General features: G+C 57.2%; 22 protein-coding genes. 20 read left to right on the forward strand and 2 right to left on the reverse strand.

Annotated features, from left to right (window positions below; genetic code table 11):
* The first annotated feature begins 596 nt into the window (after positions 1-596).
* Positions 597-1559 carry a 23S rRNA pseudouridine(955/2504/2580) synthase RluC gene (rluC, locus tag GNX18_RS04640; protein WP_166215682.1) on the forward strand — a complete coding sequence of 321 codons (963 nt, stop codon included), beginning with the start codon at positions 597-599 and terminating at the stop codon, positions 1557-1559.
* Positions 1560-1626: 67 nt separating this feature from the next.
* On the opposite strand, the gene GNX18_RS04645 is transcribed toward rluC, so the two are convergent.
* Positions 1627-2325 carry a nucleoside triphosphate pyrophosphatase gene (locus GNX18_RS04645; protein ID WP_371808085.1) on the reverse strand — a complete coding sequence of 233 codons (699 nt, stop codon included), beginning with the start codon at positions 2323-2325 and terminating at the stop codon, positions 1627-1629.
* Positions 2326-2356: 31 nt separating this feature from the next.
* Between GNX18_RS04645 and GNX18_RS04650 the strand changes: the two genes are divergently transcribed.
* From GNX18_RS04650 to GNX18_RS04720, 15 genes are all read left to right on the forward strand, one after another.
* Positions 2357-2896: a YceD family protein gene (locus GNX18_RS04650; protein ID WP_166215684.1), complete on the forward strand. Its 540-nt coding sequence runs from the start codon at positions 2357-2359 to the stop codon at positions 2894-2896.
* Between the two features lie 92 nt (positions 2897-2988).
* The gene (rpmF, locus tag GNX18_RS04655) at positions 2989-3180 is read left to right on the forward strand and encodes a 50S ribosomal protein L32 (RefSeq protein WP_043316110.1); all 192 of its coding nucleotides are present in this window, start codon (positions 2989-2991) and stop codon (positions 3178-3180) included.
* Positions 3181-3183: 3 nt separating this feature from the next.
* Positions 3184-4218: a phosphate acyltransferase PlsX gene (plsX, locus tag GNX18_RS04660; protein WP_166215686.1), complete on the forward strand. Its 1035-nt coding sequence runs from the start codon at positions 3184-3186 to the stop codon at positions 4216-4218.
* A gap of 77 nt (positions 4219-4295) precedes the next feature.
* On the forward strand, positions 4296-5240 hold the full coding sequence (gene fabD, locus GNX18_RS04665; RefSeq protein WP_138236243.1) for an ACP S-malonyltransferase: 945 nt from the start codon (positions 4296-4298) through the stop codon (positions 5238-5240).
* Between the two features lie 69 nt (positions 5241-5309).
* Entirely contained in the window at positions 5310-6065 is a 756-nt protein-coding gene (gene fabG / locus GNX18_RS04670; RefSeq protein ID WP_166215688.1) for a 3-oxoacyl-ACP reductase FabG, read from the forward strand.
* Between the two features lie 224 nt (positions 6066-6289).
* Complete coding sequence (gene acpP, locus GNX18_RS04675; RefSeq protein ID WP_010130751.1) at positions 6290-6526, forward strand: acyl carrier protein; 237 nt, start codon at positions 6290-6292, stop codon at positions 6524-6526.
* A gap of 170 nt (positions 6527-6696) precedes the next feature.
* The gene (gene fabF / locus GNX18_RS04680; protein WP_166215690.1) at positions 6697-7938 is read left to right on the forward strand and encodes a beta-ketoacyl-ACP synthase II; all 1242 of its coding nucleotides are present in this window, start codon (positions 6697-6699) and stop codon (positions 7936-7938) included.
* Positions 7939-8023: 85 nt separating this feature from the next.
* Positions 8024-8875 (forward strand): aminotransferase class IV, encoded by an 852-nt coding sequence (locus tag GNX18_RS04685; protein WP_138236246.1) that lies wholly within the window; start codon positions 8024-8026, stop codon positions 8873-8875.
* Positions 8876-8918: 43 nt separating this feature from the next.
* Positions 8919-9992 (forward strand): endolytic transglycosylase MltG, encoded by a 1074-nt coding sequence (gene mltG, locus GNX18_RS04690; RefSeq protein WP_240914237.1) that lies wholly within the window; start codon positions 8919-8921, stop codon positions 9990-9992.
* Between the two features lie 66 nt (positions 9993-10058).
* The gene (tmk, locus tag GNX18_RS04695) at positions 10059-10697 is read left to right on the forward strand and encodes a dTMP kinase (RefSeq protein ID WP_138236248.1); all 639 of its coding nucleotides are present in this window, start codon (positions 10059-10061) and stop codon (positions 10695-10697) included.
* A 3-nt stretch (positions 10698-10700) separates the two neighbouring features.
* Positions 10701-11750: a DNA polymerase III subunit delta' gene (locus tag GNX18_RS04700; RefSeq protein WP_166215694.1), complete on the forward strand. Its 1050-nt coding sequence runs from the start codon at positions 10701-10703 to the stop codon at positions 11748-11750.
* Positions 11751-11923: 173 nt separating this feature from the next.
* A complete protein-coding gene (locus GNX18_RS04705) occupies positions 11924-12277 on the forward strand; it encodes a PilZ domain-containing protein (RefSeq protein ID WP_138236250.1) in 354 nt (117 codons plus the stop codon).
* 130 nt (positions 12278-12407) lie between these two features.
* The gene (locus tag GNX18_RS04710) at positions 12408-13184 is read left to right on the forward strand and encodes a TatD family hydrolase (RefSeq protein WP_166215696.1); all 777 of its coding nucleotides are present in this window, start codon (positions 12408-12410) and stop codon (positions 13182-13184) included.
* A 31-nt stretch (positions 13185-13215) separates the two neighbouring features.
* A complete protein-coding gene (locus GNX18_RS04715; RefSeq protein WP_166215698.1) occupies positions 13216-13848 on the forward strand; it encodes a dUTP diphosphatase in 633 nt (210 codons plus the stop codon).
* An 88-nt stretch (positions 13849-13936) separates the two neighbouring features.
* Entirely contained in the window at positions 13937-14917 is a 981-nt protein-coding gene (locus tag GNX18_RS04720) for a malate dehydrogenase (RefSeq protein ID WP_166215700.1), read from the forward strand.
* Between the two features lie 77 nt (positions 14918-14994).
* Here the strand turns inward: GNX18_RS04720 and asnS are convergent, their stop codons facing one another.
* Positions 14995-16395 (reverse strand): asparagine--tRNA ligase, encoded by a 1401-nt coding sequence (gene asnS, locus GNX18_RS04725; protein WP_166215703.1) that lies wholly within the window; start codon positions 16393-16395, stop codon positions 14995-14997.
* 315 nt (positions 16396-16710) lie between these two features.
* Here asnS and GNX18_RS04730 point away from each other — a divergent pair, with 315 nt between their 5' ends.
* From GNX18_RS04730 to yajC, 4 genes are all read left to right on the forward strand, one after another.
* Entirely contained in the window at positions 16711-17247 is a 537-nt protein-coding gene (locus GNX18_RS04730; protein WP_138236255.1) for a DUF2244 domain-containing protein, read from the forward strand.
* Positions 17248-17356: 109 nt separating this feature from the next.
* On the forward strand, positions 17357-17833 hold the full coding sequence (gene bcp / locus GNX18_RS04735) for a thioredoxin-dependent thiol peroxidase (protein WP_138236256.1): 477 nt from the start codon (positions 17357-17359) through the stop codon (positions 17831-17833).
* A gap of 458 nt (positions 17834-18291) precedes the next feature.
* Entirely contained in the window at positions 18292-18738 is a 447-nt protein-coding gene (locus GNX18_RS04740) for a helix-turn-helix domain-containing protein (RefSeq protein ID WP_043316188.1), read from the forward strand.
* 275 nt (positions 18739-19013) lie between these two features.
* Positions 19014-19346, forward strand: a complete 333-nt coding sequence (gene yajC, locus GNX18_RS04745; RefSeq protein WP_138236257.1) for a preprotein translocase subunit YajC — start codon at positions 19014-19016, stop codon at positions 19344-19346.
* Positions 19347-19354 lie beyond the last annotated feature (8 nt).

Genomic DNA, 19354 nt, shown 5'->3' on the forward strand with positions numbered 1-19354 from the left:
CGGCTAGGGCAGACATGGGTTACATCGCTTCTGGCTCCGGGGCCGGCTCGTGGCTGGGCCCTGATGGTCATATCTAGTTGTTACCGGCGGTGCAAGGATGGCATTGGGCATCGTTGCAGAGGCCGGGGGCCAGTTCGGTCGCTGGCGGATCGTTCTCGGAGCGAGATGTAACGAATCGAGTTTGTTCCAAGCGCTGCGGGCGTCAGCCCGTCTTACCTTCGCAAAAATCCCGTGTCGACGGGGTCAGGTCGGCGAGAGCTTCAGGAGTGGCTTCTTTAGCCTGGTCCCTTTGACGCTATCTTTCGATAAGCCTTTCGACGCGCTCTCGAAGTGTCTTGCCGACAGAGTTTTGTTGATAACGCGGTTTTCCGCGCACCGGCCCGATTGGCGGTATTTTCTCAAGAGCGGCACCTGAGTTTTGTATAGCAGAAAAACCGTGCACCGCCGAAAACCAGCCCCAATACAGGCCGGCCGAATATACCACGGGGTATTTCCTGCTTCAATTGCGGCGCTTTAAAAGGGCAGGGCATGGAGCTATCATGCGCCCGGTAAGCAGTAACCCTCCCGTTTTTACTTCCCAGGTCGCCCGTTCCCTCATGAGTACTGATCAGTCGCCATCGCCCCAGGGCTCCGGTGTGCAATTTTTTACTGTCCCCGAAGAGTTGGCGGGGCAGCGCATAGACAATTTTCTGCAGGCACGCCTCAAGGGTGTGCCGCGCTCGCGCATCTACCGGATTCTGCGCAAGGGCGAGGTGCGGGTAAATAAAGGAAGGGTGAAGGCGGAGTATCGGCTGCAGGGTGGTGATCTGGTGCGGGTGCCGCCGATTCGTATGGCCGAGGAGTCTGTGCCGGCGGTGGCTGGAGAAGCGCTGCGCAGGGTGCTGGAGAGTGCGATTCTGTTTGATGAAGGCGGCCTGCTGGTGGTTAACAAGCCCGCCGGGCTTGCGGTGCATGGTGGCAGCGGCGTGCGCCTGGGGTTGATTGAGGCGCTACGGCAGATGTATCCAGAGAGTCCATTTATGGAGCTTGTGCACCGTCTTGATCGCGACACCAGCGGTGCCATTCTGGTGGCGCGCAAACGGGCGGTCCTGCTGCATATCCAATCTGAGCTTCGCGCTGGCAAGTTGGGTAAATCCTACCTGGCGCTGGCGGCGGGCAAGTGGCCCCGTGGGCGCAAGCTGGTTGAGGCGCCGCTGAAGAAAAATACGCTGAAAAGTGGTGAGCGTATGGTGGTAGTAGATGGCGAGGGCAAGCCGTCGACAACCCGATTCCAGGTTGAGGAGCGCTTTAATGGGGCAACCCTGATGTCCACCGAGCCAGTGACCGGGCGCACCCACCAGATCCGCGTGCATGCACAGTTTGTGGGTTGCCCTCTGGCTGGCGATGCCAAGTACACGCCGGATGAGGTGAACAGCGCCTTTCGCGATCTGGGGTTGAGGCGCCTGTTTCTGCATTCCGCAGGCGTGAAATGTACTTTGCCAGACGGTAAAAGAGTGGATGTCACGGCGCCGCTGCCTGCGGAGCTTGAGGCAGTGCTGGGCAATCTGCGGCGGGCGTGACAATCCGTGTTGCGCTGTGCGAGGGTGTGGCGAGGACGCCTCGCACCGTGTCGCAGCGCTGGCGGTGTCAACTTGATGTGCGGCTGAGTGGGTCGAGTTGGTGCTGCCTGAGTAGGTCAATCAGTCGTATTAATGGGAGTCCGATCAGAGTATTGGGATCATTCCCTTCCATTTTTTCGAATAAAGCGATGCCTAAGCCTTCGGCTTTAAAGGATCCTGCGCAATCGAGTGGTTGATCGAGCTCGACGTAGCGTCGAATCTCTTCCGGGCTCAGGTTGCGGAAGTGCACGCTGAAGGTTTCACACAGTGTGCTGTGTTTGCCGCTCAGGGCGTCTGCGAGGCAGAGGCCTGTGTGGAAGTTGACCTTTCGCCCGGCGCAGAGCCGGAGTTGCGCGATGGCATTTTCCGTATTGCCGGGCTTTCCGAGCAGTTGTCCGTCGCATTCCGCTACCTGATCCGAGCCGATGATCAGGGCGCCGGGGAATTGCGCGGTCAGTGCAAGTGCTTTTTCCGTTGCCAGGCGGCTGGCGAGTGTTGCGGCCGACTCACCGGGTAATGCTTCTTCCTTTATATAAGGCGCTGCGCAATCGAATGGGATGCCCAGCTTTGCGAGTAGGGCGCGGCGATAGGGAGAGCTTGAGGCTAGAATCAGTTGGCGCATGAGTTGAGTTTCTGGCTTGGTGTTCGGATCGGGTATCCGGCGGGAGACCGGCGTGGCATAGGGGGATTGGGCGCTGATCATGCGTTGGCTGAATTGTTTTGACAAGGCTCAGGTGAGTCCATAGAATTGCGCGCTTATGTCGATACCCCCCCAGAAATCTGCGCTTCCGCGCCGCATAGACGCCCGAAAACTGGTGCAGCGCGAGCAGCAACTGGAAGGTACGGTGCCGCGGGATGCATTGCCGCGACTGGTATCTTCCGCGGAGTCGGTGGTTGGCGACGTTGCAGTCACCTTGGCCTTTGCCCGGGATCTGCAGCGCAACCAGATAGCCACCGGCCATGTTGAGCTGCAAGTGGAGCTGACCTGTCAGCGCTGTCTGCAACCAGTTCGCGAGCAGATTGAAGCGGATATTGCATGGGGCTTTGTGTGGTCTGAAGAGCAGGGGAAAAATCTACCCCGGTCTTTGGATCCGGTGATACAGGAAGGCGATGAGCTGGATTTGTATCAGGTGTTGGAAGATGAAATTTTGCTCAACTTGCCAATGGTTGCCTATCACGAAGAGGAATGCGTCTCGCGGGACGAGTTTCATAGTGGCAAGGCGTCGGAAGCGGTGGAGCAACAGGAAAACCCCTTTAAAGTACTGGAACAGTTGAAGGGTTCGTCAAACAAGTCTTGAGCGTTGGTCTCGAGGGATGTTTGAAGGGTTTGGGCTCGCCGGTAGGCGCCCCGGTTCCGGTGTTAACTGTTAGTTATGTTTAGGAGCACCAAATGGCTGTTCAGCAGAACAAAAAAACCCGTTCCCGTCGCGGCATGCGTCGTTCTCACGATGCGCTGAGCGGACCGACTCTGTCCGTAGATCCGACTACCGGTGAGAAGCACCACCGTCACCACGTGACCAAAGACGGTTTCTACCGTGGTCGCAAAGTGATTGATGTCGGCGGCTCTTCCGAAGAAGAGTAAGTTTTGTCCAGCCAATTACGATTGGCCGTGGATGCGATGGGCGGGGACTTAGGTCCCCGCTCTGTCGTTCCGGCCTGCGCAAGATTCCTCATCCGCTTTCCCCAGGCAGAACTGAAACTGTTTGGCCCCCGCTCCCAGCTGCAAACCCTTCTGCTCAAAGAGCCGCCCTCGGTGCGTGAACGTCTCGAGGTGGTTGACTGTTCCCAGGTGATTACTCAAGGCTGCAACCCGGTGCAGGCGCTGCGGCACAAGCGAGAGTCTTCTATGGCGAAGGCGCTGGAAGCTGTTGCCAGTGGCGACTGCGGCGCCATGGTCACATCCGGTAATACTGGGGCGCTGCTGGCGCTGGGTCGCAGTATTCTCGGCACTGTTGAGGGGGTGCGCCGCCCGGCGCTGGGGAAATCGCTGCCAACAGAAAATGGCACCTGCTTCCTGCTTGATCTCGGTGCCAATATCGACTGCAGTGCTGAAGATCTGCTGCAGTTTGCACGTATGGGCTTGGAGGCCCAGAGGGTTTTTTCCGGTAAGGCCGACCTCACCGTCGCGCTGCTGAATATCGGCGCCGAGGAGCACAAGGGGACCGAAGAGATTCGCCGCGCCGGACAGTTGCTACAGGCGGCCCCGGGCATCAACTACGTGGGGTTTGTGGAAGGGCACGATATTTTCACTGGCATTGTCGACGTGGTGGTGTGCAATGGCCTGATGGGCAATGTGGCGATGAAGTCCGCTGAGGGTGTCATACGACTAATTGGTCAAAAGACATTTACAATCGACAAAAAGGCGCCGATCAAGCGTTTTTTTGGCCAATTAGCCATAAATCTGTTGCGAAAATGGCGCGCACAGCTAGAACCCGGTCGTTATAATGGCGCCAGCTTTTTGGGGCTGGAAGGCAATGTCATCAAGAGTCATGGCGGAGCCAGTAGCGAGGCGTTTTACCGCGCCATGCTCACAGCGAAAGAGTGCGCAGAGTCAGATCTGGCGCAACAGATTGGCGGAGCTATGGCGCTGCAGGCACAGCGCCAGGCAGGGTGCGACTGAGTTTGCGCGCTGGGCTGTGTCGTCCGCTTCCAGACCCACCCAGTTAAGGCTCCACTTATTTGGTTGAAGGATGTTCCATGACCAATCCAGTTTTAGCGTTTGTATTTCCCGGCCAGGGTTCCCAGCAGATCGGTATGCTGGCGGAAGCGGCTGAATCTTTCCCGGAAATCAACGCAACCTTTTCCGAGGCTTCCGCCGTGCTTGGCTACGATCTGTGGGATCTTGTCCAGAACGGTACTCAGGAAGACATCAATCTTACTGAACGCACCCAGCCTCTACTGTTGACGGCGAGCGTCGCGTTATATCGCGTGTGGCTTGCGCAGGGCGGTGTGAAGCCGGCAATGATGGCGGGCCATAGTCTCGGCGAATGGTCTGCGCTGGTCTGTGCCGGTGTGCTGGCGTTTGAGGACGCGGTACGCCTGGTGCGTGAACGCGGCCGTCTGATGCAGGAAGCTGTTCCTGCCGGAGAGGGCGCTATGGCGGCCGTTATCGGTCTTGACGATCCTGCAGTGGAAAGTGCCTGTGCGGAGGCCGCTCAAGGGGCGGTCGTGGCGGCGGTGAACTACAACTCTCCTGGCCAGGTGGTGATTGCTGGCAGTGCGGCTGCTGTTGAGCGCGCCATTGAAGCCTGTAAGGCCGCGGGAGCAAAACGCGCCTTGCCTTTGCCTGTCAGCGCGCCTTTTCATACCGAGCTGATGCGCCCAGCGGCGGAGAAGCTGGCGCCACAGATTGAGGCGACTACTTTCCTCGCGCCGCAAGTACCTGTCATCCACAATGTGCACGCAACATCCGAAGCCGATCCGGCGGCGATCAAGTCGCTGATGGTGGAGCAGATCTATAGCCCTGTGCGCTGGACTGAGTGTGTTCAGGCCATGACGGCGGCTGGTATCGAGCAATTGGTCGAATGCGGTCCCGGCAAGGTACTTGCCGGTTTGGCGAAGCGAATCGATCGCAATCTTGTCGCGCACAATATCGAAACACCGGCACAGTTGACTGAAGCCGTAAAATCCACCGCACAATAAAACCAAGCTTGTTCGTCGCGATACTGTCGGGTGGCAGTTGGTGTGACGCACTGGCGAACGGGAGAAATTATGACTTTTTCAACTTCGCTCGAAGGCAAGGTGGCTCTGGTTACCGGTGCCAGCCGCGGTATTGGAGCCGCCATTGCGGACCTGTTGGGTGCGCAGGGCGCTACCGTGATTGGCACTGCAACCAGTGCCGCAGGCGCTGAAAAAATTTCTGCGCGCTTCGCGGAGAAGGGCGTTAAGGGTGCTGGCAAGGAGCTGGACGTCACCAGTCCGGACAGCGTGGCCAATGTTCTGGATTCTATAAAAGCGGAGTTCGGCGCGCCCACTATTCTTGTCAACAATGCCGGGATCACTCAGGACAATCTGTTGATGCGCATGAAAGACGACGAGTGGGATTCGGTGCTTAACACCAACCTTACCGCCGTCTACCGTGTAACCAAGAACTGTCTGCGGGATATGACCAAGGCGCGCTGGGGTCGCATCATCAATATCAGCTCAGTGGTGGGCAGTATGGGCAATCCCGGTCAGAGCAACTACGCTGCTACAAAGGCCGGTGTAGCGGGCTTTGCGCGCGCGCTCGCGGCGGAAGTGGGTTCCCGGGGAATTACCGTCAATACCGTTGCACCGGGTTTTATCGATACCGACATGACTAAAGTGCTGCCGGAAGCCCAGCGCGAAGCGCTTATGGGCAAGATTCCACTGGGCCGCTTGGGTGCGCCGGAAGAGATTGCTTCCGTTGTCGCATTTTTGGCCAGTGACGCCGGCGGCTATGTGACTGGAGAGACCATTCACGTGAATGGCGGCATGTATATGGGGTGATTTTTTTTCGAAAAAATCACCATAACTGATTGATTGGTAAAGAAAAATTTATCATTCAAGGGTTGCTGGGAGGCGGTGCATTACATCCCGAAAAAATCAGGGTACAATGCCGCCTCGCATTAACCATAAGCTGTGTTAGCCGGTTGCTGAATTACCACATGAAGTGGGCAACTTTTAAACAGCGGCCAAATCAGATTTTTATCCACTAGGAGTTAAATTGAATCATGAGCAGCATTGAAGAGCGCGTAAAAAAGATCGTTGCTGAACAACTGGGCGTGAAGGAAGAAGATGTAAAACCTGAAGCATCCTTTGTTGAAGATCTGGGCGCTGACTCCCTCGACACAGTTGAGCTGGTAATGGCTTTGGAAGAGGAATTCGAAACTGAGATTCCTGACGAAGAAGCAGAAAAAATCACCACTGTTCAGCTGGCCATCGATTACATCAACCAGAACCTCGGTTGATCCCAGCTGGATAGCTCAGGTAAGGGGTAGTATTACCCGTTACTGAAGTACTGTGAGAGCCGTTCTATGTTACATAGCGCGGCTCTCCGTCTATTGGAACCTTGTAAAATAGCGACCGGCATAAACAGTTTAGTTTCCGGCGTGTTTGATTGATTTCGGGGGAGACGCAAGTGTCGCGTAGAAGAGTTGTTATTACCGGGATGGGCGCAGTCAGCCCACTGGGAAATACCCTTGAAGATACCTGGACCGCCTTGTTGGCCGGTACCAGCGGCGTAGTGCCGATTGATACTTTTGATGTGTCGGCGTTCAGTACCCGGTTTGCCGCAACGGTTAAAAACTTCGACCCCGAACCTCATGTCGCGCAGAAAGAAGCGCGCAAAATGGACATGTTTTTGCAGTATGGCCTCAGTGCCGCGGTTCAGGCGGTTGAAAACTCGGGTTTGCAAGTGACCGACGCCAACGCTGAGCGTATTGGCGCCTGTATCGGCTCCGGGATGGGAGGTATTGCGGCGATCGAAGACAATGCCCTTCTGATCGCGGAAAAAGGCCCGCGTCGGGTTTCTCCATTCTTTGTTCCCGGTGCCATCATCAACATGGTGTCCGGTAATCTGTCGATCAAATACGGTATGAAAGGCCCCAACCTTTCCACTACCACTGCATGTACCACCGGCACCCATGCGATTGGTCTTGGCCTGCGCACTATTCAGTACGGTGATGCAGACGTCATGGTGTGTGGCGGCGCCGAGATGGTGACCACACCTGTTGGCCTTGGTGGTTTCTGTGCGGCGCGCGCTCTCTCAACCCGCAATGACAATCCGCAAGCGGCCAGTCGCCCCTGGGATAAAGATCGCGACGGTTTCGTGCTGGGTGAGGGCGCCGGTGTACTGGTACTTGAAGAGTACGAGCATGCGAAAGCCCGCGGAGCGAAAATCTACGCGGAGCTGAGCGGCTTCGGCATGAGCGGCGATGCACATCATATGACATCCCCTCCCGAAGACGGCGCCGGTGCTGCGCTGTCCATGGCCAATGCACTGAAAGATGCAGGTCTTGAGGCATCTGCGATCCACTACATCAATGCACACGGCACTTCCACTCCGCTGGGCGACAAAGCGGAAATTGCTGCAGTGCGCTCGGTGTTTGAAGGGTGTCTGGATCAGCTCGCAGTGAGCTCCACAAAATCCATGACCGGTCACCTGCTGGGCGCCGCCGGTGCCATCGAGGCGATTTTCTCGGTGATGGCACTGAAGGATCAGATCGCACCGCCCACCATCAACCTAGACAACGTCGATGAGAATTGTACTGGGGTGAACCTGGTGCCTCATACCGCGCAGGAAATGAAGATCGATGCAGTGCTGTCCAACTCCTTCGGATTTGGTGGCACCAATGGCTCGCTGATCTTTCAGCGGGTCTGATGCCTTCCCTGACATTATCGGAAGCCGCGGGTGCGACTGTTGCCGGTCGCACCCGCGCCGCTTATCCGACGTTGTGATTCACCCAGTGCCTCTGTCGCTTTCTTCCCTGGGCCGTCAGAGTTCCCTGCCGGACGACGACGAGTTCTCCAGTGGCTTGCTGGAAACCATGCGTGCCGACAAAGGCACGATTCCACTATTGCCGCTGCACCTGAGCCGCTTTGGCCGCTGCGCTTCTGTGGATCCTTCTTTGCTTTCTTTGGTCAAAACCGCTGCGGAGAATGTTGCCGGGAGCACCGAGGAATGGCCTTTCGGTGCACGCATGCGTTTTCGCTATGGTGTTTGGCGGGGGGCTATCTACTGGGATGTGTCTGCGGTACCACTTGAACGGGTTTCTCCATGGGATCGCGGGGTTAACCTGATCCGGTGTGAGACACTCCATCAACCGGAAGTCTCCCATTCTCCATTTACCTCCGCGGGTGTCGTGGAAACGAGAAGTAGTGATACGCCCGCCGCTGTCACTGGCTGTAAATTACTGCAACGCAGTCTGTACGATCGCGCGGCAAAGGAATTACCGGGCTCCTTGCCTGGGAGGGCGTTAGCGGAAGGATTGCTTTTTGACTGCCACGGCCATGTGGTCGAAACGCTGCGCTGCAATCTGTTGCTGTATCGAAGGGGCCGCTGGGTAACTCCGGACCTCTCTGACTGCGGGGTGAGGGGGGTAATGCTCGAGTGGCTGGCTGGTCATGCGGAAATCGGCGAAGATCGCCTGCGGATGGAAGATTTGCAGCAAGCAGACGAGCTGGCAGTGTGTAACAGCGTGCGCGGTGTGGTACCGGTTGTGGGGCTTTTGAACTCACCGTCCCAACGATTACAGCCGTTCGCCTTCGGCCCTGCGACAAGGGCTTTGCAGCAATCGATTGCCGAAAAATTATGGTAGAGGCACCGTGATAGAAAAGAAGAAGAAAACAACGAACGCAAAAGTGAAGCGCAGCAATGCGGGTGGGCGAGGTTTGAATTCCTGGCTGCGTGGATTTCTGTTTATTTTTTTTCTCGCTTTTGTAGGTGCAGCCGCTGCCTTATGGTCCGCGCAGAGTGCGCTGGTAAAACCCTTGCCGCTGCCGCCGGACGGAATGCGAATGGATGTGGAAAACGGCAGTAATCTCTCCCGTGTTCTCTCGCGGCTGCACGACGAGGGTGTGGTGCATTCACCGATCTGGGTGCGGATATATGCCCGGCTGAAGGAGCAGAGCAGTATTCATCCGGGGGAATATATGGTCCCCGCAGGCAGCAACGCCATGGATCTGGTGGCACGTTTACATCGAGGCGATGTCACCCGTTATCGGGTAACGCTGGTGGAAGGTTGGACGTTCCAGCAGGCCCTGGCACAGATCCGCAACGCCACACGGATAAAAGCGACAGCCGCTGGCGAAAGCGTGGCCGCCGCCGCTGCCGCACTCGGCATTGAAGGCAACCCGGAAGGCCGAATTTTCCCCGACACTTATGTGTACCGTTCCGGTTCCTCCGATCTTGACCTTCTGCGTCAAGCGTATCAGCGCATGGAGATTGTTCTGGAGGAAGAGTGGCAACGGCGCGCAGAAAATCTTCCCTACAAAGATCCCTATGACGCACTCATTATGGCCTCTATCGTGGAGAAGGAAACCGGTGTGCCTTGGGAGCGGGACGAAATTGCCGGGGTGTTTGTACGCCGGCTGAACAAGAATATGCGCTTGCAGACGGACCCTACTGTGATTTATGGAATGGGGGAAGGTTACGATGGCAATCTGCGGCGGGCGGATTTGCGTGCAATTACGCCCTACAACACGTATGTGATCAGCGGTATGCCTCCGACGCCGATAGCACTCCCGGGACGGGAGGCAATACATGCGGCACTGAATCCGAAAGCCGGTGACTCTCTGTACTTCGTCGCCAAGGGCGACGGTTCGCACCATTTTTCTTCGACGCTTTCAGACCACAACCGCGCTGTTCAGGAGTACCAGCTGAAGCGCCGCTCGGATTATCGGTCGGCACCCGCGGAAACCCAGAATCGCGAATGAAGAACCGACGCGGTAAAACAACAGAACAATTCGGTGCGCACGCACAACAGGCTCAATGAAAAAACCATGACAGATTTACCCAGAGGCAAATTCATCACCCTGGAAGGGGGAGAGGGTGTGGGCAAATCCACCAATCTGCGTTTTATTACCCAGTGGCTGGAGGCGCGTGGTATTGATTTCATCCAGACCCGTGAGCCTGGCGGCACACCTCTGGCGGAGCAGCTGCGCACACTGCTGCTGGAAAAGCGCGAAGAAGTGGTCGACCCCGCGGCGGAATTGCTGATGGTGTTTGCCGCCCGCGCACAGCATCTGAGCCGCGTTATACTGCCGGCACTGGCGGCCGGCAAGTGGGTAGTGTGTGATCGTTTTACCGATGCGACATACGCCTATCAGGGCGGTGGTCGCGGGCTGGACCGCGCACTGATCGCGGAGCTTGAGCAGACAGTGCAGGGCGACCTGCGCCCGGACTGCGTTCTGCTGCTGGACCTTGATCCGGCAATCGGTCTGCAGCGAGCGGCCGCCACTGGCGAAGCCGATCGCTTTGAAAGCGAGCAACTGGCATTTTTTGAAAAAGTGCGTGCCGCTTATCGCGAGCGTGCCGAAGCGGCACCGTCGCGCTATGCCATCATCGACGCTGCCATGTCTCTGCCAGAAGTGCAGCAGCAATTGGCTGAAGTGCTCGAAACCATTGCTGCGGCGCCGTAAATCATGCCTGTGAAATCTGATCCCGCGCGCGAAGAAACCATCGTAGAACGGCAGCCGGCAATCCCGTCGCCTCTGCCTTGGCAGGCGGCGCAGTGGCAGAGACTCGGCGCCCAGTGGACCGCCGGCCGGTGCCCCCATGCGCTGCTGGTGAGCGGCCAACCTGGCCTCGGTAAACGGCGTTTTGCGGACGCCTTTGCTGCGCTACTGCTGTGCGATCAACCGCGGCACGGGCTCGCTTGTGGTGAATGCCGCGGCTGCCAGCTGCGCATCGCCGGCTCTCATCCGGACTTCATCCGCGTGGTACCTGAAAAAGCCCTGGGGCCGCTGAAGGTCGAGCAAATACGGCAGTTGGGTGAGTTTGTCGGCCGCACAAGTGGTCGCGAGGGTGTCCGGGTTGTGTGGCTTGCGCCGGCGGAGGCCATGAATGTCAACGCTGCCAACGCTCTGCTCAAGAATCTTGAAGAACCCTCCGGTTCGGTAGTCTTCCTGCTGATTACCGACAACCCTTCCGGTCTGTTGCCCACCATCCGCAGCCGTTGCCAGACCATTGCCTTCCCGGTACCACCGCAGCAGTCGTCGCTGCGTTGGTTGAGCGACAGCGGCGTAGAGGGGGAGGCGGCCACCGGTGCGTTGACTCTGGCGGGAGGCGCGCCACTGCTGGCTGTCAGTCTGATGGAGCCCGAGTCCCGCGAGCTGCGGGAGCAGTTTCTCGTGGACCTTACCGCGCTCACTCGGGGGGATGAAAGCCCTGTAACTGTGGCGGGGCGCTGGGAAACACCGGGGGAGGGCACAGATCTCAATTCGCTGCTGCAATGCTGGCAAAGCTGGGTGGCGCAGATGCTGCGTGCGCGTAGCACCGACAGCGCGGCGGAGCGCGAAATCATGGCGTTGTTGCAGCGTTTGCCCGGCGCCGGGCCTGGAGGCATGCAGCGTCTGTTTGGCTTCTACGACCAGCTGCTTAAGGCCAGGGCCCTGCTTTCCGGGAACAGCAATCCCAACAAGCGACTACTGCTGGAAGAGCTGATGATCCGCTGGTCGGCTCTGTTCCGCTGATCAGAAGGTGGATTCCTGTGGATGGAGTCGGATTCTTCTGTCCAGTAGACAGACAGCGTCTGTGCGGGGTAAGTTACGGCGACAACCCGCAGCGGAAGCCGCGGGTATAAAAAGACGTTTGCAGAATCATTTTAGGGCGCAGCGGATTTGCGACCAGTGAAGCGGGGTTGAATATGAAAGGTATGGGGGGCGGTGCCCGTAACGGCATCCTGTCACTGAAAATCCAGGACAAATCCGTGCTGTATGCGGCCTATATGCCATTCGTTAAAAATGGTGGCCTGTTCATCAATACCGACAAGAGCTACAACCTCGGCGATGAAGTTTTCCTGCTTCTCAGCCTGATGGATGAGCCGGAAAAGCTGCCGGTTGCCGGGAAAGTGGTATGGATTACTCCATCCGGCGCCCAGGGCAACCGCACGCCGGGAATTGGCATCCAGTTCAGTGATAAGGAGCACACCGCGCAGAGCAAGATAGAAACTCTGCTGGCGGGCTCCCTCGAGTCCAGCCGACCCACCCACACCCTCTGAGGCAGCTGTCTTAGCAGCAACACCCAGGCGCGATTGCGAGCGCGCCGGGGCGCCAATCTGTATAATTCCCGGCTTTCTTTCTCCGACCGCCTGTTGTGTGGGGCGGTCCGCAACCCACGGGACTGGTTCCATGCTGGTAGATTCGCACTGTCACCTCGACAGGCTCAAACTGGACAAATTCGATGGCGACCTCGATGACGTGTTGGCGCTCGCGCGAAGCCGCGGTGTGGGCAAATTCCTGTGTGTCGGTATCAGCCTCGACAATGTGGATGATGTGGTGCGCATTGCCAGCCGCTATGAAGACGTAGTCTGCTCCGTGGGTGTTCACCCGTTGGACGTGGATTCCGGGCTCGCGGATGTTGAAAAGCTGAAAGCGCTGGCGGGGCGCCCCAGGGTTGTGGCGCTGGGTGAAACCGGTCTTGACTACTACTACAGCACTGAAACCCGGGAAATTCAGCAAAAAAGTTTTATTGCCCACCTACAGGCGGCGGGTGAGGTGGGGCTGCCGGTCATTGTTCACACCCGCGATGCCCGCGAAGATACCATCGACCTGATCCGCGCTCATGGCAGCCGTGAACACGCCGGTGTACTGCACTGCTTCACCGAAAGTTGGGAGATGGCAAAGGCGGCGTTGGATCTGAACTACTACATATCCCTGTCCGGTATTGTGACCTTCAAGAATGCGGAAGAGCTGCGCGACGTCGCCAAACAGGTGCCGCTGGATCGGCTGTTGGTGGAAACCGACTCACCCTATCTGGCGCCAGTGCCGTATCGCGGCAAACCGAACATTCCCGCCTACGTGCGCGAGGTTGCGGAGTTCATTGCCGAGCAGCGTGGTATTCCTTATGAAGCGCTGGCCGAAGCCACCACGGAAAATTTCCATCGACTTTTCCCCCGCGCCGCTTGAGCGCGGACGACTGATTTAGCGAGAACTGTTTATGTTGTATACCCAATTGCAGACCATGCTGGCGCTGCAGGACGAGATCAACACGCTGGTGAATGAAAACTGGCGCGCCCAGAATTTCCCCTGGTACCGGGCTATCTGGGTGGAAAGCGCAGAGCTGCTGGATCACTACGGGTGGAAGTGGTGGAAAAAACAACAACCGGAAATGGAGCAGGTCAAACTTGAGCTCGTGGATATCTGGCATTTCGGTTTGAGTCTGGAGTTGCAGCAGGGCACACCGCAACAGGTTGCAGAAAAGATGCTGCAGCAGCTTTCTGTCGAGCGCGCTATTGCGGGTGATTTCCGCGAAAACCTGGAAGCCTTTACCCTGAAAACTCTGGCGAGCAGGCAGTTTGACCTGGTGGGGTTCGCGCAGATGATGGCGGACGTGGAATTGCCGTTCGATGAACTTTATCGCCGCTATGTGGGTAAAAACGTTCTGAACAGATTCCGCCAGGACCACGGCTACAAAGACGGCAGCTACCAGAAACTGTGGAGTGGCCGGGAAGACAACGAGCATCTTGCCGAAGTTGTTCAATCTTTGGACGCTTCAGCAGAAAATTTCAGCAATCAGCTGTATCAAACCTTAAAAGACCGCTATCCGGGCCCGGTAAAGAATTTGGCCTGACAGATTTGGTCCGTTAACGCGCGAAGGTTAATGAAATTTATTTGCAAGGCCCTATAATGCGGGCGCCTGAAAACAACGGAGATTAATCGTGAAAGCACCTGTTCGTGTCGCAGTTACCGGCGCCGCCGGTCAGATCAGCTACTCGCTGCTGTTTCGCATCGCTTCCGGTGAGATGCTCGGTAAGGATCAACCGGTCATTCTTCAGCTGCTGGAAATCACTCCTGCACTGGAAGCCCTGAAAGGCGTGGCTATGGAGCTGGAAGACTGCGCGTTCCCGCTGCTGGCTGGTATCGTACAGTCCGATGACGCTACCGTTGCCTTCAAAGACGTTGAATACGCACTGCTGGTAGGCGCACGTCCGCGCGGTCCGGGTATGGAGCGCAAAGACCTGCTGGAAGCCAACGCGGCTATCTTCTCCGCTCAGGGCAAAGCTCTGAACGAAGTTGCTGCACGCAACGTAAAAGTGCTGGTTGTGGGCAACCCCGCCAACACCAACGCGCTGATCGCCCAGCGCAATGCGCCGGATCTGGATCCGCGCAACTTCACCGCCATGACCCGTCTGGACCACAACCGTGCCCTGACCCAGCTGGCGAACAAGACCGATTCCACGGTGAACGACATCACTCACATGACCATCTGGGGCAACCACTCTGCGACCCAGTACCCTGACCTGCACCAGGCCAAGGTGAATGGCGAAGACGCCATGGGCAAAGTGGAGCAAGAGTGGTACGAAACCGACTTCATCCCGACCGTGCAGCAGCGCGGTGCCGCCATCATCAAGGCGCGCGGTGCTTCCTCTGCGGCTTCCGCAGCCAATGCGGCCATCGACCACATGCGCGATTGGGCGCTGGGCACCAAAGAAGGCGACTGGACCAGCATGGCTGTGTACAGCGACGGCTCCTACGGTATCCAGGAAGGCCTGATCTACTCCTTCCCGGTAACCTGCAAAAACGGTGACTGGGAGATCGTTCAAGGCGTGGACATCAATGATTTCTCTCGCGAGAAAATGACTGCGACCGAGAAAGAGCTGGCGGAAGAGCGCGACGCGGTTGCGCACCTGCTGCCCTGATTTCACGAATCCCGATTTGTGAAAACGAAAAACCCGCACAATGTGCGGGTTTTTTTATCGCTGTGCGAAGGTGAAAATCAGAACTTCACATTGCGCGGGGTGCGCGGGAAGGGGATCACATCGCGGATGTTGCCCATGCCGGTCACGTAGGAAACGATGCGATCGAAGCCCAGGCCGAAACCGCCGTGAGGCACGGTGCCGTAGCGGCGCAGGTCGCGGTACCAGTCCAGGTGCTCCTTGGGAATGTCCATCTCGTCCATGCGCGCGTCCAGCTTGTCCAGGCGCTCTTCCCGCTGGGATCCGCCGATGATCTCACCGATACCCGGGGCCAGAATATCCATTGCCGCCACGGTTTTGCCGTCGTCGTTCATACGCATATAGAAGGCTTTGATGTCCTTCGGATAGTTCAGCACGATCACCGGCTTCTTGAAGTGCTTCTCGGCCAGGTAGCGTTCATGCTCGGACGCGAGGTCGATGCCCCAGGAAACCGGGAACTCGAACTTCTCGCCACACCTCTCGAGAATCTCGATGGCCTCGCAGTAATTGATCCGGGCGAAATCGTTGCCGATGATGTTTTCCAGACGGCTGATAGCCTCTTTGTCGATACGCTCGGCGAAGAACGTCATATCATCCGGGCGCTCTTCCAGCACCGCCTTGAATACGTATTTCAGCATCTCTTCGGCGAGATTGGCGCAGTCCGCCAGGTCGGCGAACGCAATTTCCGGCTCCACCATCCAGAACTCCGCCAGGTGGCGGGTGGTGTTGGAATTTTCTGCGCGAAAGGTGGGGCCGAAGGTGTACACCTTGGACAGTGCCAAGCAGTAGCTCTCCACGTTCAGCTGGCCGGATACGGTGAGGAAGGTTTCTTCACCAAAGAAGTCCTGGGAGTAGTCCACATCGCCCTTGTCCGTCAGCGGCAGATTGGACTGGTCCAGGGTGCTCACACGGAACATTTCACCGGCACCTTCACAGTCGGATGCGGTAATGATGGGTGTGTGCACGTAGTTGAAGCCGCGCTCGTGGAAAAAGCGATGGATGGCCTGGGCGATGCAGTTGCGCACCCGCGCCACAGCGCCGCTCACGTTGGTGCGAGGACGCAGGTGGGCGTGCTCGCGCAGGTGCTCCATAGTGTGGCGCTTGGGGGACATGGGATAGGTGTCCGGGTTCTCGACCCAACCGACCACGGTGACGTGGGTCGCCAGCAGCTCGATGGCCTGGCCCTGGCCTTCGGAAGGCTTGATCGTGCCTTCGATATCCACGGCGCAACCGGTGGTCAGGCGCAGAACCTCGGACTGGTAATTGTTGAGGTTGGACTCCACGACCACTTGAATCGGGTCGAAGCAGCTGCCGTCGTGAACGGCGAGAAAGGACAGGCCGGCCTTGGAATCGCGGCGGGTGCGAATCCAGCCCTGAATGCGCACGGACTCGCCTTCGCGCTGGCTGGATTTTAGAAGCTTATCAATGGATTCAACTTGCATGATGGTGCTCTTGTTGTTCGCGTTTGCTGATGGGCATGCCCCTGAGGGCATCACGCGGCTTTCACGCGGCTTTTTATAGGCGCGGCTTGTGGCCGCGCAGGCGAAAGACGCCGGCATCTTGCCCCCTGATCGCGCGAAAATCCAGCCCCGCAGCGGAGCGGCGCTGCTGTCGCCAAACATCTGACTTGCTGGTTTCAAACCCTGGGAGAGTGTAGTTCAGCGGAGGCGGCGGGCGCGGTAATCTGCCTGCTCCCAATGGACAATCGTGACTCTTGGTTCGAAAAAGGGCTGTCCTACACTGAAAAGGTCACAGTGATGGAAGCCGTACCCATGGTCAAAGAAGTCGGCGGCGTGCGCGGGCGCCGGACCTGTATTCTCCTCGCGCCCAATCAATCCCTGTCGCTGGAAGGTAACCTCTGGGTGTTCATCTCTCTGGTAGCGGTGTCACTGGGGATCAGTATCGCCTTTGCGCTGGCAGGCGCCTGGATGGTAATCCCCTTTGCAGGTCTCGAAATACTCCTGCTGGCCGTGTTGTTCGGCTACGTATATATGGAGGGCACCCGGCGCGAGGTGATCCGAATCAGCGATGACCGCGTAATCCTCGACACCAGTCGCGGCAGTCTCAAGCGCCCCGTCTACCACACCGAGTTTGACCGCAATAGTCTGGCCGTATTAGTGCGTATGGGGACCACACCGGCAGAGCCTGCGGTGGTAACGTTTACCGGTCCGGAAGGTTGTCTTGAAGTGGGTGAGTTTTTAACCGACGCGGAAAAAGCCGCGCTGGTGGACAAGCTTGGCAGCTGTGGTTTGCGTGCGCGCCGCGAGCAAAGCTTCCGTCTGCAGGAGTTCTGAACGGGACCTTGCCCGGCAGTGGGTCTGTCGATTGGATATAATGCGCGCGTTTCACAGCGCGAGACTCGCGCCATTCACTTTTCGACACAAACACCGAGGGGGAGGGGACATGGCATTTCCCAAGATCGGCAATCTGGCACCAGCCTTTTCATTGAACAATCAAAACGGCGAAAAAGTATCCCTGAAAGATTTTCGGGATGAAAAGAACGTGGTGCTGTATTTCTATCCGAAAGCACTGACACCCGGTTGTACAACCCAAGCCTGTGGTATTCGCGACAGCGCTGCCGAGTTCGCCAACCGGGATACCATTGTTTTCGGTGTCAGCCCCGATCCGGAAACCAAGCTCCAGAAATTTATCGAGAAGTATGACCTCAACTTCGATCTGTTAGCGGATGATGACCATAAGGTTGCTGACAAATACGGTTGCTGGGGGCTTAAAAAATTTATGGGGCGCGAGTACATGGGGTTGTTGCGCACAACCTTCATCATTGATAAGAGTGGTCGCCTGCGCCACGTTATCGACAAGGTGAAGACCAAGACGCACCACGACGATGTGCTGCACTGGATCGACGAAAACCTAATGTGAGAGACGGGTTTGCGAAGGGCGCTCAGCGAAGGCTGGGAAAGCCCGGTTTGAGCCGGTGAAGTGGCTGAAAAGGTCGGGAAGTTCACACTTTTTTGGTCTTGGTGATGGCGCGTGTACCGTTTTGTGCGGCAATTAAAAAAAATTCACTGTCGTCCCTTGCATTCTCCCCATATGGTCTATACTGGCTTGTGTAAAGGAGCGCCGCTCAACCGTCTGGCCCAGAGCGATTGGGTGTGGTGCGAGGAAGTAGTACAAAAAACATTCACTCTGGGTAGGCTTCGATGCTTGTTTTCAGGTGCGCCCCCGCACCCAGGTAGTAGTCAGCTGTTGCTCAAGGCAGAACCGTCGAAAGACAGATCGGCCGCGGGTACAATCGCTGGCAGTGGTAAATAGGGACTCGCAGGAAGCGGGCGTAGAACAATAACCGCGGCTCAAGGAACCCATCAAGGAGCAGCTCAATGAACCATATTCAGCCAGACCAAGCTTCGCTCTCAGAAGACAAACCTTTGCAGCAGGCAAGACTGTCCGGAGATCCGAACATTCTTGACCAGTTGCTGGCGCCGCCGGAAGCCACCAGCTTCGGTATCGCCGCCCGAGTAATCGACGTGCTGGAACAACGGATTGGAAAGGCATCTCTGGCAATTCGCCCGGTGGCATCTGACCTCAGTATGTCTACCCGGACCCTGCAGCGTCGCCTGCAGGAGCACAACCTGAGTTTCGCCTCTCTACGTGATCACGTGCGTTTCCGCCATGCAGTGCATTTCCTGAAGGATACTGCTCTGAGTGTGGATGGCATCTCCCGTATCCTCGATTTTTCCGACAGAACCAGCTTTACCAGTGCCTTTAAGCGCTGGACCGGTATGTCACCCACGGGGTATCGCCGCCAGGTTCGACAAAGATTCTGAGGGCTTGCTGAAAAACCAGTGCGCGTGCGGCTGGTGTTGTCCGGCGGCATCCAGAGGGGGATGTGTTTCTTACATTCTGCTTTCTGTATTCCGGCGGAGACCTTCAGCGGCGCGTTGGCTGTGTTTTTTAGCAGCCCTTCGAATAAAAATTGCCAAACCCTCGCATCACGTAATCCAGTGCCCGACTTATCCCCGGCGCTCTGGATTGCCTCATTTTGACAAAGCCGTTAGAGTTGGCCCCAGATTTTACGACTGACTCTATCGAGGTTTGGAACATGGATTTCTTTATTCCCGCTGCTATGGCACAAGAGGCCGCACCGGCTCCACAGGGTAACCCGCTGATAACCCTGCTGATGTTCGCTGGTCTGTTTGTGTTCATGTGGCTGTTTATTATTCGCCCGCAGCGCAAGCGCCAGAAAGAGCACCAGGAACTGGTCGGCGCTCTTAAAAAGGGTGATGAAGTCGTTATGACCAGCGGCATGCTCGGTCGCGTTGAAAAGGTCGACGATGACTATCTGATCCTGGAAGTGGCGGACAACATGAAGCTGAAGTTCCAGAAGGTGGCCGTGCACGCAGTGCTTCCCAAAGGCACCATAAAAAATATCTGATCGTGCAA

The sequence above is a fragment of the Microbulbifer sp. SH-1 genome (assembly GCF_011326135.1).
In the GTDB taxonomy this organism is placed as follows: Bacteria; Pseudomonadota; Gammaproteobacteria; order Pseudomonadales; family Cellvibrionaceae; genus Microbulbifer; species Microbulbifer harenosus.

What these genes read in the sequence shown, in the direction of transcription:
- acpP (WP_010130751.1), top strand. Translation starts at nt 6,290, where the DNA reads ATGAGCAGCATTGAAGAGCGCGTAAAAAAGATCGTTGCTGAACAACTG.
- GNX18_RS04740 (WP_043316188.1), top strand. Translation starts at nt 18,292, where the DNA reads ATGAACCATATTCAGCCAGACCAAGCTTCGCTCTCAGAAGACAAACCT.
- GNX18_RS04700 (WP_166215694.1), top strand. Translation starts at nt 10,701, where the DNA reads ATGCCTGTGAAATCTGATCCCGCGCGCGAAGAAACCATCGTAGAACGG.
- GNX18_RS04710 (WP_166215696.1), top strand. Translation starts at nt 12,408, where the DNA reads ATGCTGGTAGATTCGCACTGTCACCTCGACAGGCTCAAACTGGACAAA.
- fabG (WP_166215688.1), top strand. Translation starts at nt 5,310, where the DNA reads ATGACTTTTTCAACTTCGCTCGAAGGCAAGGTGGCTCTGGTTACCGGT.
- bcp (WP_138236256.1), top strand. Translation starts at nt 17,357, where the DNA reads ATGGCATTTCCCAAGATCGGCAATCTGGCACCAGCCTTTTCATTGAAC.
- rluC (WP_166215682.1), top strand. Translation starts at nt 597, where the DNA reads ATGAGTACTGATCAGTCGCCATCGCCCCAGGGCTCCGGTGTGCAATTT.
- GNX18_RS04730 (WP_138236255.1), top strand. Translation starts at nt 16,711, where the DNA reads ATGGAAGCCGTACCCATGGTCAAAGAAGTCGGCGGCGTGCGCGGGCGC.
- rpmF (WP_043316110.1), top strand. Translation starts at nt 2,989, where the DNA reads ATGGCTGTTCAGCAGAACAAAAAAACCCGTTCCCGTCGCGGCATGCGT.
- GNX18_RS04650 (WP_166215684.1), top strand. Translation starts at nt 2,357, where the DNA reads ATGTCGATACCCCCCCAGAAATCTGCGCTTCCGCGCCGCATAGACGCC.
- yajC (WP_138236257.1), top strand. Translation starts at nt 19,014, where the DNA reads ATGGATTTCTTTATTCCCGCTGCTATGGCACAAGAGGCCGCACCGGCT.
- fabD (WP_138236243.1), top strand. Translation starts at nt 4,296, where the DNA reads ATGACCAATCCAGTTTTAGCGTTTGTATTTCCCGGCCAGGGTTCCCAG.
- tmk (WP_138236248.1), top strand. Translation starts at nt 10,059, where the DNA reads ATGACAGATTTACCCAGAGGCAAATTCATCACCCTGGAAGGGGGAGAG.
- GNX18_RS04705 (WP_138236250.1), top strand. Translation starts at nt 11,924, where the DNA reads ATGAAAGGTATGGGGGGCGGTGCCCGTAACGGCATCCTGTCACTGAAA.
- asnS (WP_166215703.1), bottom strand. Translation starts at nt 16,395, where the DNA reads ATGCAAGTTGAATCCATTGATAAGCTTCTAAAATCCAGCCAGCGCGAA.
- GNX18_RS04715 (WP_166215698.1), top strand. Translation starts at nt 13,216, where the DNA reads ATGTTGTATACCCAATTGCAGACCATGCTGGCGCTGCAGGACGAGATC.